This window comes from Nostoc sp., from assembly GCF_036919815.1.
GTDB lineage: Bacteria > Cyanobacteriota > Cyanobacteriia > Cyanobacteriales > Nostocaceae > Nostoc.
In genome coordinates this window covers 1-14,403 of sequence record NZ_JBALCE010000111.1, presented here as the reverse complement: position 1 = coordinate 14,403, position 14,403 = coordinate 1, and the positions used below count along the sequence as shown (strand labels likewise).

Here is a 14,403-nt window from a genome sequence, read left to right as displayed (position 1 = left end):
TTAGGTACATTTAAAGCACACAAAATTATCAATGAGCGACAAGAACGAAGGTTACAAAGTTATTAGTGACAACCGTCAAGCCCGTTATTTGTATGAAATTCTGGAAACTTACGAAGCTGGAATTGAATTGACCGGAACCGAGGTGAAGTCAATTCGTGCCGGTAAAGTTAATCTCAAAGATGGCTATGCATTGCTTCGGAATGGCGAAGCATGGTTGATCAATGTGCATATCTCGCCTTATACCGCTAGTGGACAATATTTCAATCATGAACCACGGCGTACACGCAAGCTGCTGTTGCATCGCAAAGAACTCCGTAAGCTAATTGGCACAGTAGAACAGCAGGGTTTAACTTTAATCCCTTTGAAAATGTATCTCAAACGAGGTTGGGTAAAAGTGAGTATAGCCCTTGGCAAAGGTAAAAAGCTCCACGATAAGCGAGAAGACCTGAAACGACGCGACGATCAGCGTGATATTCAACGGGCAATGAAAAACTATTGAGGGTCAGTGTAGCGAAACTATCACACCAGAGTCAGAAACGGCTTGTGGTGAAAAGCATCTTGTCTATCTATAGCGTGAGTTATGAAAATGCCTAATTTATAGCCGCAGATTGATTTTCCTAAGGATGGGACTCTATATAATTGTGAGTAACTTTGGATGGCATTGAGTAATTGTCACAACTTATGAAAAGTAACTTCATTACAGCTGTTGGCGCTGGCGTTCTCAGCTTGAGTATGGGAATTTTACCCTTAACTCTATCCGCACAAGCTCAGACCACTACCACTCCTAACCCCGGAGTCACTACTGCTCCAACAACGACCACTTATGAGGAGCATAATGATTTTGATTGGGGTTGGTTAGGATTAATTGGTCTATTAGGTCTAGCTGGTTTGACTGGGAAAAAGCGTGATGCCGAACCCACTGCTTATCGAGACCCTAATGCCCCAGGTGGCACCACCTACAAGGACTAGACAATTAAAAATTCACTCATTCAAAATTCGCTCAGTTGTCAGTTGTTCAGTAGAAAAACAACTGACAACTTACTGATGTTACTTTATTGTTGGTTCTAAATTAGATGAATTTGTCTGGTTTTGAGCTAAAGGTGTCCAATAACTGGCAATTAAGGCAACTATGAGCCACCACAGGGTATTTACTTCAGGACGATACCAGACAGTATCTACGGTGCCGTGAGCTAGCATACCCAACAAAATAGCGATCGCTCCAATTAACCAAAATCCCTCTACACTTTTCAATTGTCGCATTCGTTGCACTTGCAAAAATGCCGTATTAAATGTGACGATTATTAGCCAGACAAAGCAGGCTAAACCAACAAAGCCGGTTTCTACAGTCACCTCAAACAAAATCGAATAAGCACTCAAAGCAGTGTAACGAGGATGTTGGTAGAGGGGATAAACTTTATTAAAAGAGGCGTGACCAGGACCAATGCCGAAAATGGGGCGATCGCGAATCATTTCAAAGACAGCATCCCACACATTTCGGCGAAAATTATTACTGCTATCTTTGCGATCAGCAAAAATACTGAACACCCGCAGGCGCACTGGCTCTACAAATATCACTGCTACCACCAATACCCCGATCAAACCTCCCAAGACAATCGGTAGCGACCAAGTACGCCAGAAACGAGGCATTTCCCCGCTTTTCCAATAAACTAGCAATGCCATCACAGCCAAAAATGCCACCACTAGTCCAATCCAACCGCCACGACTAAAAGTCAAAATCAGGCAGGAGGTATTGACAATTAACATTGTTAATGCTAAGACTTTTTTAGGCCAGCTTTGCCATACAAAAATTGCCACTAGACTAAAAATTACTGCTGGTAAGAGGTATCCAGCCAATAAGTTGGGATTGCCTAAATAACTATAGACTCTTGTAGTCTTAGACAAAGGAGATTCTGGGTCAACCCAAGTTGCCAGTGCTGTGGCTCCAAAAAACCATTGGCGCAACCCATATAGACTGACAATTAACGATACGTGCAGGTAAAGGATGATAATCCAAGAGCGGAGGCGAGGCGACCTTAATACCCTGGCACAAAGGGCAAATAGTAGCAAATACAAAGTCAACGTTCCCAAGTCGTTAAGCGCCGCCTTTTTCACAGGTGATAATGCTGTTGCGACTGCGGCAACTCCCCAGTAGAGGAATACCAGCACGTGAATGGGCGTGAATGAGGAGACATTTGCTGGTGTGACTTCATCAGATAAAGTCAATAACAGCCAAAATCCCACACAAGCCACCAGCAACAAGCCCACCAATGAACTCGCAGCAAAAGGTGCAACGGCATATATTAAGCTGAGTAAAGCAGCTGCTGCCGCATCTCCCCATTGGAGTAAGACACTGGTTTGCCGCCAAGAACTTAATAGTCCGACTAGAGAACGATGTACGTAACTGCTAGCAAGATATTCTTTGAGCGGTAAAGATGATAAAGTAAATCGTTGCCAGACTAAATTCATAAAAAACATTGCGATCAATTAGCCTGCCGATGCAGAACTTGGAATTGATCATAATGCCTATGGCAAGAAAAAGGTAATAACGGAGATTGTTTTCTTAGTGATGGCATTCTGATTGCTAGCCATCAGCTACTACCTTTAATCCAAAACCACTCAGCTAATACTAAGTCAAAACAGCCCCGTTAGATACTTATACCATTTTAGATTTTAGACTTCGGCGTGAGCGCTCAGTCGAACGCTTTTAGATTTTGGATTGTGAAACATCCATTGGATAAGCGTTTCAGGTTTCCATCTGTCGCAATCATTTTTCAAATTGGTATTAGTATACGTCACCGTCAAAGGGGTTCGGAAATATTCAGACTTGATGTTGGATTTCAGTTCCTTCTACCCAACCTACGAATGATTAAATTCCATACCCTTTTTGTGGTGTTCTGTGCTTAGTACACAACAAATAGATAGAAAATACGTCTTTCCTAATCCCCATATAATCAGACATCGCTAATTCCTTTTGAGGGAGTCGGCAGTTGCAATGGCAAAGAAAGCACATAACGATATCCTGATTCTGGTGAACCTTGAATCAAAATTTGTCCACCGTGCAACTCTGCCAGCTGACAACTTAGCAATATCCCCAAGCTTTCACGAGAAAGACTTCCATGTGATTTAGCTAAATTTATACCTGAACTAGTAGCAAAGAATTTTGAGTGGGAATCACTCAATTTTTTGGAATTGTCCACTGTTACTGATGAAGTATCTGATTGCTCTTGGCTTTCTGCAAGAGTATTGTAATTTGCTACCTCACCTGTCAGATCCAGCAGCGATAAAGAATTAAGACGGAAGTAGGGATCAACCTCAGTTATGCCGTCCCCTAGCCAAGGATGGGAAACCCAAATAGTCATGTTAAGTGTATCTTCCTTGTAAGAGACATGGATACGAACAACGCTACCTGTAGCTGCAAGTTGAATGACACTGAAAACCAGGTGATAGAGGATTTGCCGCACCTTGTCTTTATCTAAAGGCCAAACCCGATTGCGTCCCGGTTCTATAGAGAGGCGAATATCTTGCTCGCGGCGATTAGCCACTTCTTCAAGGGTATTGATCGCTTGTTGGCATAGCATTTCGATATCCACAGGAGCTACATTCAGCACAGTAGCGTTTTCATCCATAGCTCCTAGTTCGGTAATTTCGTTTACTAGGGAAAGTAAATACCGACCACTGTGTTGGATAATTTCCAAATATTCTCTCTGCTTTGTCGTCAAAGGCCCATAAATCTCACGTCCTAAAACACTAGCCATACCGAGTACAGATGTTAAGGGCGTGCGTAATTCGTGAGTTAGCTGGGCTAAAAGTTCCAGTTTCAATTGCTTGGTAGAAACAGAGTCGCTATCTTTAGTGGGTGGGGTGATTTTAATCTCAGCGTTACGTTCGTCATTGAGTGAAAATATCGGAGCGATCGCCGGAGTCCTTGATTTGAGTTTCCCTTGCAGGAGTCGGTTACGCTCAAATTCACTCATACTCCAACGAGCGATGATTTGTAAAAACTCAATGTCTCGCGGTGTAAAATTGCGCGGCACTAAATCCATCACCGCCAATGCACCCAAACAATTTCCCTCAGCATCAATCAGTGGCGCTCCTAAGTAAGCACGGATACCATAATCCTGTACCAACTTGCTGCTAGCAAGGACTGAATCTGTAAGTTTATGTGTATCATTAACTACAAACACTTGACAAATCTCTACTACCTGAGTGCAAAAGGATTCCCGGCGTGAGAGTTGGCGGCTTTGTGCCAAATGATTCATTAGTCCCAGCCTAGATAAGCCCACCGCCGACTTAAACCAGTGGCGTTCTTGATCCACAAATCCCAGAATGGAAATTGGTACTTCCAAAAAGTGGGCGGCAGTCTGTGTGGCTTCTTCAAAAACCGGAATCGTTTCTGCTTGCCGCAAACCTAAATCTGACAAAGCTTTGAGGCGTTGTTGTTCTCTTGATTCAGGAGAATCCCAACCATCCTTTAGGGCAAATAATTTGTTTTCAGGCTCTACCATTGCCACTACTACCTTAATAATTTCTCGATACTGTAATTGATCGAAGTCCTATTTCTAGGTTATCAATTCCTATCTTTAAGCATTCCCTAATTTTGCCTCTGACAAACAAGTTTGGCACAAAAACTTTTTACCCCTTCGATTAAGTCGCCAAAGCGCTCTTTACTACTTAGTATTTCCTAGTGCTGAATGTTCTATATTTAGCACGGGTGTAGTCTCGATTGCTTGAGATTTTGCAATCAGACTGCGTTAGATTTTGATTCAGTCAGGGTAAGCTAATGCTAAGGATATAATAGCAACAGAAGGGAAAATTTCTCTGGAAATCTTTAACGTAAATTTACTTACGACAACCATATTTATGTAATCTTTATAGCTATTTTCACAGATGACAGCTAGCAGTGATCGCTGACAATCCTAGATAGTTGATATAACTCTTGATCCGATAGATTGAAGCTATTACAATTTCACGCTGAAAATTGAGCAGACTTTTCTATTTTTTGCATAGGATAAAATCTTTTTTGAGGACAACTGGTAATGAATAAAATGACTATTAGAGTTCCTTTTGTAGACTTGAAGTTACAACACGAACCAATTCAAAGGCAATTACAAGATGCAATCCAATCTGTATTGGAACGGGGAGATTTTATTTTAGGGCAAGCACTCTCAGATTTTGAAGCAGCATTTGCGGCAGTATCTGGGGCAGAATATGGAGTTGGTGTGGCATCAGGAACAGATGCGATCGCTCTGGGATTGCAAGCGTGTAATATTGGTGCTGGCGATGAAGTGATTTTACCAGCAAACACTTTTATTGCAACCTTAATTGGGGTGCTACGTGCTGGTGCCAAACCAATTCTAGTAGATTGCGATCGCCAAACCGCTTTAATTGACTTAGAGTCCGCAGCAAAGGCAATTACACCTCATACCAAAGCAATTATCCCTGTGCATCTCTATGGTCAGATGGTATCACCAAGTGAACTATTCAACTTTGCCGATACCTACAAACTACTAATTTTTGAAGATGCGGCACAAGCACACCTTGCCCAAAGAGACGGATATCACGCTGGTTCAGTCGGAATAGCAGCAGCTTTTAGTTTCTATCCCAGCAAAAATTTGGGCGCATTTGGGGATGGAGGAATGCTGCTGACACGAGATTCAGACGTAGCTCAGAAGATGAGGCGCTTGCGAAATTATGGGGCATCGCAAAAGTATTTTCATACTGAAGCAGGTACAAATAGCCGCTTGGATACTTTGCAAGCAGCAATCTTGCACCAGAAACTACCATATTTACCACAGTGGAATCGCGATCGCTTGACTATTGCCCAGCAGTATGATAAAGAACTAGCACCCTTGGCGACTGCTGGGATTATCCCTATGGAAAACCAAAGTGGTACAGGGCACGTTTATCATCTTTATGTGATTAAAGTAGATGATTCTTGCCCAATCAAACGCCAGCAACTGGAGGAAAAACTCACAGCAGTAGGAATTCAAACTGGTATTCACTACCCAATTCCTTGTCATCTCCAGCCAGCATTCACCAACTTAGGCTATCAGCTTGGAGATTTTCCCCAAGCCGAAAAACTGTCAAACCAGATATTATCATTACCGATGTATCCTGGTTTGAGCAGTAGCCAAATCAAAGAAGTTGTCGCTGCGATCGCTCATGCAGTTTCAACGAGTTATAAACCAGATAACGTATCTCCTGCTGACCTTAGCAGCGTGGTAGCCTGAAGCTAATTCATGCCTATTTTTTCGTTAAGACAGTCAGTTGTTCTTTATTCTTTGCTAATGACTAATGACAAATAACAGTTTTTAAATTACTTAAAATCATGGCACTCCAGCAACAGATTAAAAACAGAAACGCATCAGGCTTATTAAATCTAGCTATTTTAGGTGTTTTGCTACTGCTTTATGCTCCAATATTGCTGCACTGGTTGGATGGTTGGTTAAACAAAAATATCAGTACAGAACACGAATATTTCAGCCACGGGATTATCGGTTTACCATTTGCTGCTTATCTGGTCTGGATCAACCGGAAAAAGTGGAAACGTTTGCCAGATACTAGCCATCCTTTGGGCGCTGTTTTCTTGTTATTAGGGGCAGTGTTTTATCTTAGCGGTGTTACAGAGTGGGTTAACCTTTCCTTGCCCGTTATACTCGCAGGATTATGCTTGTGGTTTAAGGGAATCTCAGGTTTGCGATCGCAAGGATTCCCCCTGCTATTAGTATTTCTGGCAACCCCAACAGCAGTACCCTATCTCATTGCTCCCTATACCATGCCTCTCCAAAGCTTCATCGCTGGCACCGCAGGCTTCATACTGAATCAGTTTGGTATGGAAGTAACCGTGTCTGAGGCAAATCTCTACGTGGGAGGACGGATTGTGGAAGTTGCCCCCTATTGTGCAGGGCTGAAAATGTTGTTTACGACTCTCTACGTAGGCTTGATGTTGCTTTATTGGACAGATGGTTTATCTTCACGCCGCACAACCATATCGTTTTTATCTATTGCTGCGATCGTTAGTATTAGTGCCAACATCATTCGTAACACTTTACTGACTTTCTTTCACGGCACAGGTCAAGAAGCGGCTTTTAAATGGCTGCATCAGGGTTGGGGCGGCGATCTTTACTCTGCTTGTATGCTGGTGTCATTAGTGCCCTTGTTGAATTGGATTAATAGCTATTTCTCGGCATCTCTAAAAACTCAGCAACAAGCAGAAAGTTAGAATCACTGGGCATTGGGCACTTGTACTGAGCGTACCACTTCGTGGAAGCAAGCTACGCGTAGCGTCTCGTAGAGAAGTCGTTGGCGCAGCCTCTCGTAGAGAAGTATTGGGCATTGGGCATTGGGACTGAATTCTTCCCAATAAACAACTCCTAACTCCTGTACAGACGCGATTAATCGCGTCTGTACTCCCCACTCCCTTAATTTTTCGTCACTGCTGCCTAAGTCATAAATATTACTGAATTCATATTGTGATTTTATAAAGTAAAATTTTGCCTAAGTATTACAATTTTTACTGATGATTTCCTTCTCCAAGTTTTTCAAGCAAAACCAATTGAGTCAAGTAGCAGCACTTTTGTTATTGCTACTGCTGCTAGCAATAGGAGGGGTTCCCGGATACCTGACAGGACACTGGCAATGGAAACAGCCGCCACCAGTTACTACCCTCAAGGAATTAAAACAAATCCGCAAAACCGGGTTAACTCTTCCTGGTTGGCAAACCATTGAACAAGCAGAACAGCAAATTGGCGAACATAAATGGTCTTTGCAGGTAACTAAAAAAGAAGGTTCCCAATCGCAGGCAATCCTGCTTTTGCTGCCCCAAAATGGGCCGATGGATCAACCAGAGGTAGAGTGGGCAGAGGTTAACGGCTGGGGAAGGTCACGCTGGGGAAAGTGGGATGTAGCTCAATCTCGCTCTGCTGAATTTACTGTGAAACCGCCTGCAAAGTTGACTTCTAATGTTGAAACTAAAGTAGAAGCTAACTTTTTTCGTGCCTCAACACCACAGCAAACCTTCGCTGTCTTGCAGTGGTACGCTATGCCAGACGGCGGAAATCCATCACCCTTACACTGGTTTTTGGCGGATCAATTGGCACAGTGGCATAAGCAACGCACTCCTTGGGTGGCCGTCAGTATTATGATTCCAATGGAACCTTTGGGGCAAGTAGAAACATCTTGGCCTTTAGCCCAGTCTATCGGTGAAACAGTGCAAGCTGTATTGATGGCAGGCCCTTTGTAGAGTCTGTTAGATATACGTTTGTCCAGAGATTCATCAACAGGATCTCAATAAATTGCGTTCAGGCTGAAACTGAGCTAAAAGATGTTAACAATATTAATTATGAAGTTAGAAATAAAATTTTGGTAAACTCTCCTGTTCTTCTTGGTAAATACTTGCAGACAGAAGAGACATTTAGGACATTCATAGGTAAAATAGCCACTCGGCGCGACTAATTCCTATATCAGTATTTCCTGCACCGATGTTCATAGATCCCAGTTATTATATGCGTGGATTCAGCGCCCTGTGTTTTGTCAGTCTTCAAATAGGAGTTTTCTTAACAACACCTATCCAACTTGTCGTTGCCCTGCCTTTTCCATCTCAAGGACAATCACCAGGGCAACCCCCCTCGCCAGTGCCAGGTACTGAGGTTGTGCCTCTAGGTGCAAATGAGGAAATTTCCCCCCAACTTAGCCGCTACCTCTTGGGGCCAGGAGATGTAATTGGCGTTGTGCTTCAGCGTCCTCCTGGCCCATACCGCTTAGGAATAGGAGATGGAATTAGCGTTTCAGTTCAGCGCTTTCCAGATTTGAGCTTTCAAGCTTTAATCAACCCAGAAGGTAATATTGTGGTGCCGTTACTGGGAACAGTTTCCTTACAAGGTTTAACTTTACAAGAAGCTCAAGAAAAAATTCGCTTGGGTTTAAATCGTTATGTAGTTGATCCGGTAATAGTTTTAGGTTTAGCAACGCAGCGTCAAGACATCAGTTTTCAAGCTGTAATTAGTCCAGAAGGTAACATTGTAGTGCCGCAAGTGGGAACGGTGTCATTACAAGGTTTAACTTTGGAAGAAGCTCAAGAAAAAATTCGCTTGGGTTTGAGTCGCGTTTTACCAGATCCAATCGTGGTAGTATCCTTGGCAGGGACGCGACCAGTTCAAGTTACTATTAGTGGGGAAATATTTAAACCAGGAATTTATCCGATTAATTCATCAACACCCCGCGTTGCTGATGCCTTGCTAATATCTGGTGGTTCAACGTTAAATGCAGACCTACGACAAGTGCAAGTACGCCGGAAGTTAATCGATGGTTCCGTGATTTCACAAACTATTGACTTATATGCCGCACTGCAAAATGGCGGTTCAATCCCTAATTTACGCTTACAAGACGGAGATGCGGTACTCGTGCCGCGTCGTGAAGTTGGTAATGATGATGGTTATGACCGCAATTTGGTAGCACGTTCATCCTTGGCGACACCACAGATTAAAGTCCGAGTTTTAAACTACGCTGGGGGAGGTTTTACCACTCAAGCGTTGCCTAACGGCAGTACATTTGTAGATGCTTTGGGAGGAGTAAATCTCGACGCTGCTAACCTCCGGGATATCGCTCTGGTTCGCTTTGATTCTGAACAAGGTAAAGCTGTTACGCAGAAACTTGATGCTAAAAAAGCTCTAGGCGGTGATGCCTCTCAAAATGTGCCACTTCAAGATAATGATGTTATTGTTGTTGGTCGGAACCTCATCGGTAAGATTACTAATTTACTGACCACCATTACCCAACCGTTCTTCAATGTCCAATCCTTTCTCCAATTTTTTAGAAACGTCGGTGGCAATGGATCAAATTAGTAATTATAAAATCAGGATACGATCTGGAAATAGTTGGGAGTGGAGCAAGCCACATCTCCAACTCATCTTTGAATTCATTAATGGAAAAATATTAAAGATATCAACTGATATATAGAGTAGGAAGTTGATAGCGTTATTGTATCAAAGCCACTATCTTTAGTTTGGTGCTTCCTAATTTTTAATTTTTAATTTTTAATTTTTAATTGGAGCGAAGCGACCATGACCCCACCAATTGTTAAGCGCTATCTGATTGCTTTTGAGAAGTACAAGTGGATTGGACTAGCTAGTTTTGCTTTAGTTGTAGCAGGGTCAACTGTGGTGGCTATGCAACCAGAGCCACCTATTAGTTATATCGGATCTGCTGCACTTACGTATAGTGGCCCACCAGTTTCTTTCTCTACAACTGGTAGTCAAATCCAACAGCAAGGAAAGGAACTAAATGAGGATATTTTACTATCAAACCAGATAATTGTAGGAGTGGCAGAAAAAGCCGGTGTCCAACCGAAAAAGCTCGCTAGCAGTATTGCCCTGACTTTACCTAAAAAAAACCCCAGGACAGGAGAATTGGAATCTAGTATCTTGGATTTGAAATATGTAGATACTGACGCCAAACGAGCTATACAGGTCTTAGGGGAATTGATGCAATCAATGATCAAGTTGAGCAGTGATATAAATACTAAGCGATTACAGGACATTATTCAAAAGATTAACGAGCGCACACCACAAGCTAAACGGGAATTGCAAATCGCGGAAAACAAGTTGGAACAGTACGATCGCATCGAGCGAACGGCAATATTAGCAGCCGAGAATGGCAGTTTGTTAAGTGCCATTACTGCCAGCCAAAATCTGCAACGGCAAATTCAATTAACTATTTCTGGGGTTGATGGTCAAGTTCGCAGTTTACAAAATAAGTTAGGCTTAACAGTTGGACAGGCTTATATTTCTTCTGCTTTGAGTGCCGATCCAATTATTGCCAACTTGCGATCGCAAATTTATCAAAGTGAGTCGCAAATCGCCGTACTCAGAAAAGATTTGCGACCGGAACACCCAACTATGGTTCAGTTGCTGCGTCAGAAACAAGCTGCTGAGGAATTGTTGCAACAACGTGCCGCAGAGGTGTTAGGTGGTGAAGGTACGGCGGCTCCACTTCCGGGTAACATTGCAAATATTCGCAGCCAAAGTAGCTTAGATCCAGCACGTCAGCAGTTGGCAAACCAAATGGGGTCTTTGCAAACCCAAGGGGAGACGCTGCAACAACAACTAGCTCAAGAAATTCAACAAGAAGCGCGACTGCGGCGAGAGTATTCTCTGATACCCAATAAGCAATTAGAGCGATCGCGTTTAGAACAGGAGGTTACACTCAAAAAAGCCATCTATGACCAAATGCAGGTGAAGCTAACCGATGCTAAAACCGCAGAAGCAGAAACCACTAGCAGCCTCAGCATTGCCAGACTCCCCACATTCGTTGCTGACATCAAACCTCCTAAGAGTGTGCCTATTACCCTTGCTGTGGGTGGTTTCTTAGGTGTATTGATTGGTGGCGGGGTGATATTTTTTTTGGGAGCGATGGAAGCGACTTTCAAAACCAGGGAAGATATCCGCCAGAGCCTCAAACAACGGGAAGTGGCATTGTTGGGAGAATTGCCTTTAATGCCAGTTGATGATTTGGAGCTTGAAGCGGTACCTGTGCTACTTTCTGCCGATTCTCCTTATTTAGAATTTTATGAGAAATTCCGTAGTAATCTGCGCCGGATTGGTGGTAAAAACTTAAAGGTGGTGTTGATTACTAGCACCAGTAGCCTAGAGGGAAAAACGGCAAGTGCATATAACTTGGGTATAGCTTCAGCCCGTGCTGGTAAAAGAACCTTGATTATCGAAACAGATTTGCGATCGCATTCCCGTTGTACATCTCTGAAAGTAATTCCTGACCCCAACGCCACTCTTGAACCCCTGCGTTATTACGCTAACTTAAGTGAATGTATTCGTTTAGTTCCTGATGTGGAAAATTTATACATTCTTCCCAGCCCTGGCCCTGTGCGGCAATCAGCGGCTATTCTTGAATCTAGCGAAATGCGGCGGCTGATCGAAGATGTCCGCCAACGTTTTGATTTAGTTATTTTAGACACTAGTCCCCTCAGCATATCCAATGACCCTTTGTTAATCCAACCCTACAGCGATGGGATTGTATTAGTGGCGCGACCACACTATACAGAAGAGAATATGCTAGGTGAGGCTATTGATCAATTGGTTGAATCGGAACTGGGGTTATTGGGAGTAATTATCAATGGCGCTGATATTATTGTTTCTCTACCTGAACAAGTTGCACAATCATCAATATTTACATCTGAGGTAAAATCGAAAATTGTAGAAGAATCAGAAGAAGTTTCAGCGAGTGCCAGCAAAAACTAATAGTTTACTTGCCAAGTTGAAATTGCTTGTACAGCTTTGGGTAAAAGTTTTAACACACCGGGCGCAGAGTTACACAGAGAATTCCCTACGAATTAATTAAATGTTGTACTTAGTCGCGCCTAAACAACCCTAATATAGGAGCGAGAATTACCCCAAAAACAAAACCACCGATGTGCGCCCAATAAGCAACTCCACCAGTTTCCACACTCATCTTAGCGGCTGTTTGCAAAGTAGCAAGACCGGAGATCACATTCTGCACAAAGAAAAGTCCAATTATGATTAGTGCTGGAATTCTGATTGTGGTGATGAAAAACCCTAAAAAAACTAAAGTCCTGACTCTCGCGTGGGGAAAGCGGATAATATACGCACCTAAAACCCCAGAAATTGCACCACTTGCGCCCAAAGAAGGAATCTCAGAATTCATCCCAATAAACCATTGAGACAAGGCAGCTAAAGCACCACATACTAAATAAAAAATCAGATATTTGAAATGACCTAATCGATCTTCAATATTGTTGCCAAAAACCCAGAGAAACAACATATTCGAGATTAAGTGCCACCAACCGCCGTGTAAGAATTGCGACGTAAATAACGTTATCCATTCTCCACTCCAATTGGTGGTTAACTCTTGAGGTATTACTGCATACTGACTTAAAAACTGACTTAATTGTGGCTGTGATAGGTTCACCTCGTGAATAAAAACTAAAATATTCATGCCAATTAACCCGTAGGTAAAATACGGGGTGATTCGCGTCGGATTTTCATCGTAGAGGGGAAACACAGGTGTTTTTCCTAAATTTATTCACTAATTGCAATATACCCTGTACGGCTGGCATTTGCGAAGTTTAGGCAATTTCACCTGTTAAATCAATCAGTATAATTCCGGGGCATTATGATACCATAAAAAGTTACTTATACCAAGATTCTTCCTGGGATTTATCGCTAAATAAACCCAACAGTGGGCCGAGAATTGCCCCAAATATAAACCCGCCTGCATGCGCCCAGTAGGCAATACCGCCGCTTTCCATACCGATGTTAGTAGGTGTTTCGAGACTAGCAAATCCGTAGAAAGCTTGTTCGAGAAACCAGAATCCCAAAAAGAAATAGGCTGGAACGCGGAAAGTTGGGAAGAAAAACCCTAAAGGTACAACACCGAGAACTTCGGCGTTGGGAAAGCGGAGAATGTATGCACCCATGACGCCTGCGATCGCACCACTTGCACCCAACGAAGGAATGCTAGAATCTTGAGCGAAGAACCACTGAGTCAAGGATGCCAAAATACCGCAAGATAAATAAAACAGTAAATATTTGGCATGACCTAACTTATCTTCAACATTGTTACCAAAAATCCAAAGAAACAGCATATTGCCAGCTAAGTGCAAGAAACCACCATGCAAAAATTGTGAAGTAATCAAAGTTGCCCACTCTGGCACTGGTTGATGTAGAGAGGTACCAGCAAAGCTTAAGGTGAGTTCTCGTGGAACTACAGCCGCAAGGTGTAAAAACCCATTTAATGCTTGTGGGGGAAGATTTGCTTCATAAAGAAAAGCGAGGACATTGGCAGCAATCAGTCCATAAGTTACATAAGGCGTGATTGTTGTCGGATTATTATCTCTAATGGGAACCACGAGCGTTTTTTCCTGATTTTAAGACAGCGATTTTACAATACTAAATTTTGCAAGTAGTTTCTTCTACCTCGTGGATGGATCTCGCTTTTAGACTTAAAAACCGAAAGCCAAAAATCCACCATCAACGGTGATACATTGTCCAGTGATAAAAGATGCCGCAGGCATACAAAGAAATGCCACTAAACCCGCCACTTCTTCTGGTTGACCAACTCTTCCCATAGGTGTTTGGGACAGAACTAAAGTGAGAAAATCTTGGTTATCTAGTACAGACTCAGTTAGAGGCGTGCGAATAGCCCAAGGTGCTACGGTATTTACCCTAATATGATCTGAAGCCCATTCAACTGATAGCGATCGCGTCAGTTGATTTATAGCCGCTTTCGTCATACCATAAGGAGCGCCTGTACGATTCGAGACTAAACCCGCTACAGAACGGGAGCAACGCGATTTTGTGAAGTCGGATCAAAATCAAGCGATGCCTTCGGCGGGCTGCGCCTACGCTAAAAATCATACTTAAGTTAATAGTG

11 protein-coding genes and 1 pseudogene are annotated in these 14,403 nt (G+C 42.9%); 7 read left to right on the top strand and 5 right to left on the bottom strand.

The window, feature by feature from the left end; all coding sequences use genetic code 11:
• The first annotated feature begins 31 nt into the window (after positions 1-31).
• Both smpB and V7K15_RS25280 read left to right on the top strand, forming a co-directional pair.
• Entirely contained in the window at positions 32-499 is a 468-nt protein-coding gene (gene smpB, locus V7K15_RS25285) for an SsrA-binding protein SmpB (RefSeq protein WP_334909986.1), read from the top strand.
• A gap of 182 nt (positions 500-681) precedes the next feature.
• Positions 682-969 carry a WGxxGxxG family protein gene (locus V7K15_RS25280; protein ID WP_334909984.1) on the top strand — a complete coding sequence of 96 codons (288 nt, stop codon included), beginning with the start codon at positions 682-684 and terminating at the stop codon, positions 967-969.
• Between the two features lie 78 nt (positions 970-1,047).
• Here the strand turns inward: V7K15_RS25280 and V7K15_RS25275 are convergent, their stop codons facing one another.
• A complete protein-coding gene (locus V7K15_RS25275) occupies positions 1,048-2,466 on the bottom strand; it encodes an IctB family putative bicarbonate transporter (RefSeq protein WP_334909982.1) in 1,419 nt (472 codons plus the stop codon).
• 485 nt (positions 2,467-2,951) lie between these two features.
• Positions 2,952-4,505: a GAF domain-containing sensor histidine kinase gene (locus V7K15_RS25270; protein WP_334909980.1), complete on the bottom strand. Its 1,554-nt coding sequence runs from the start codon at positions 4,503-4,505 to the stop codon at positions 2,952-2,954.
• A gap of 531 nt (positions 4,506-5,036) precedes the next feature.
• Here V7K15_RS25270 and V7K15_RS25265 point away from each other — a divergent pair.
• The 5 genes from V7K15_RS25265 to V7K15_RS25245 all read left to right on the top strand — a co-directional run bounded on the left by V7K15_RS25265 (position 5,037) and on the right by V7K15_RS25245 (position 12,251).
• Positions 5,037-6,230 (top strand): DegT/DnrJ/EryC1/StrS family aminotransferase, encoded by a 1,194-nt coding sequence (locus V7K15_RS25265; protein ID WP_442949716.1) that lies wholly within the window; start codon positions 5,037-5,039, stop codon positions 6,228-6,230.
• A gap of 98 nt (positions 6,231-6,328) precedes the next feature.
• Positions 6,329-7,222, top strand: coding sequence for a cyanoexosortase B (gene crtB / locus V7K15_RS25260; RefSeq protein WP_334909975.1), 894 nt, complete (start codon positions 6,329-6,331; stop codon positions 7,220-7,222).
• Positions 7,223-7,519: 297 nt separating this feature from the next.
• A complete protein-coding gene (locus tag V7K15_RS25255; RefSeq protein ID WP_334909973.1) occupies positions 7,520-8,242 on the top strand; it encodes a cyanoexosortase B system-associated protein in 723 nt (240 codons plus the stop codon).
• A 238-nt stretch (positions 8,243-8,480) separates the two neighbouring features.
• Positions 8,481-9,842, top strand: coding sequence for a polysaccharide biosynthesis/export family protein (locus tag V7K15_RS25250; RefSeq protein ID WP_334909971.1), 1,362 nt, complete (start codon positions 8,481-8,483; stop codon positions 9,840-9,842).
• 219 nt (positions 9,843-10,061) lie between these two features.
• Positions 10,062-12,251, top strand: coding sequence for a GumC family protein (locus tag V7K15_RS25245; RefSeq protein ID WP_334909969.1), 2,190 nt, complete (start codon positions 10,062-10,064; stop codon positions 12,249-12,251).
• Positions 12,252-12,360: 109 nt separating this feature from the next.
• Here V7K15_RS25245 and V7K15_RS25240 read toward each other — a convergent pair whose 3' ends face one another.
• The 3 genes and pseudogenes from V7K15_RS25240 to V7K15_RS25230 form a co-directional block, all read right to left on the bottom strand.
• Positions 12,361-13,032 carry a rhomboid family intramembrane serine protease gene (locus tag V7K15_RS25240; protein WP_334909967.1) on the bottom strand — a complete coding sequence of 224 codons (672 nt, stop codon included), beginning with the start codon at positions 13,030-13,032 and terminating at the stop codon, positions 12,361-12,363.
• A 127-nt stretch (positions 13,033-13,159) separates the two neighbouring features.
• The gene (locus tag V7K15_RS25235; RefSeq protein ID WP_334909965.1) at positions 13,160-13,879 is read right to left on the bottom strand and encodes a rhomboid family intramembrane serine protease; all 720 of its coding nucleotides are present in this window, start codon (positions 13,877-13,879) and stop codon (positions 13,160-13,162) included.
• Between the two features lie 93 nt (positions 13,880-13,972).
• Positions 13,973-14,308, bottom strand: a pseudogene (locus tag V7K15_RS25230) (SDR family oxidoreductase); the annotation flags it as partial.
• Between the last annotated feature and the right edge of the window lie 95 nt (positions 14,309-14,403).

What these genes read in the sequence shown, in the direction of transcription:
- smpB (WP_334909986.1), top strand. Translation starts at nt 32, where the DNA reads ATGAGCGACAAGAACGAAGGTTACAAAGTTATTAGTGACAACCGTCAA.
- V7K15_RS25280 (WP_334909984.1), top strand. Translation starts at nt 682, where the DNA reads ATGAAAAGTAACTTCATTACAGCTGTTGGCGCTGGCGTTCTCAGCTTG.
- V7K15_RS25275 (WP_334909982.1), bottom strand. Translation starts at nt 2,466, where the DNA reads ATGAATTTAGTCTGGCAACGATTTACTTTATCATCTTTACCGCTCAAA.
- V7K15_RS25270 (WP_334909980.1), bottom strand. Translation starts at nt 4,505, where the DNA reads ATGGTAGAGCCTGAAAACAAATTATTTGCCCTAAAGGATGGTTGGGAT.
- V7K15_RS25265 (WP_442949716.1), top strand. Translation starts at nt 5,037, where the DNA reads ATGAATAAAATGACTATTAGAGTTCCTTTTGTAGACTTGAAGTTACAA.
- crtB (WP_334909975.1), top strand. Translation starts at nt 6,329, where the DNA reads ATGGCACTCCAGCAACAGATTAAAAACAGAAACGCATCAGGCTTATTA.
- V7K15_RS25255 (WP_334909973.1), top strand. Translation starts at nt 7,520, where the DNA reads ATGATTTCCTTCTCCAAGTTTTTCAAGCAAAACCAATTGAGTCAAGTA.
- V7K15_RS25250 (WP_334909971.1), top strand. Translation starts at nt 8,481, where the DNA reads ATGTTCATAGATCCCAGTTATTATATGCGTGGATTCAGCGCCCTGTGT.
- V7K15_RS25245 (WP_334909969.1), top strand. Translation starts at nt 10,062, where the DNA reads ATGACCCCACCAATTGTTAAGCGCTATCTGATTGCTTTTGAGAAGTAC.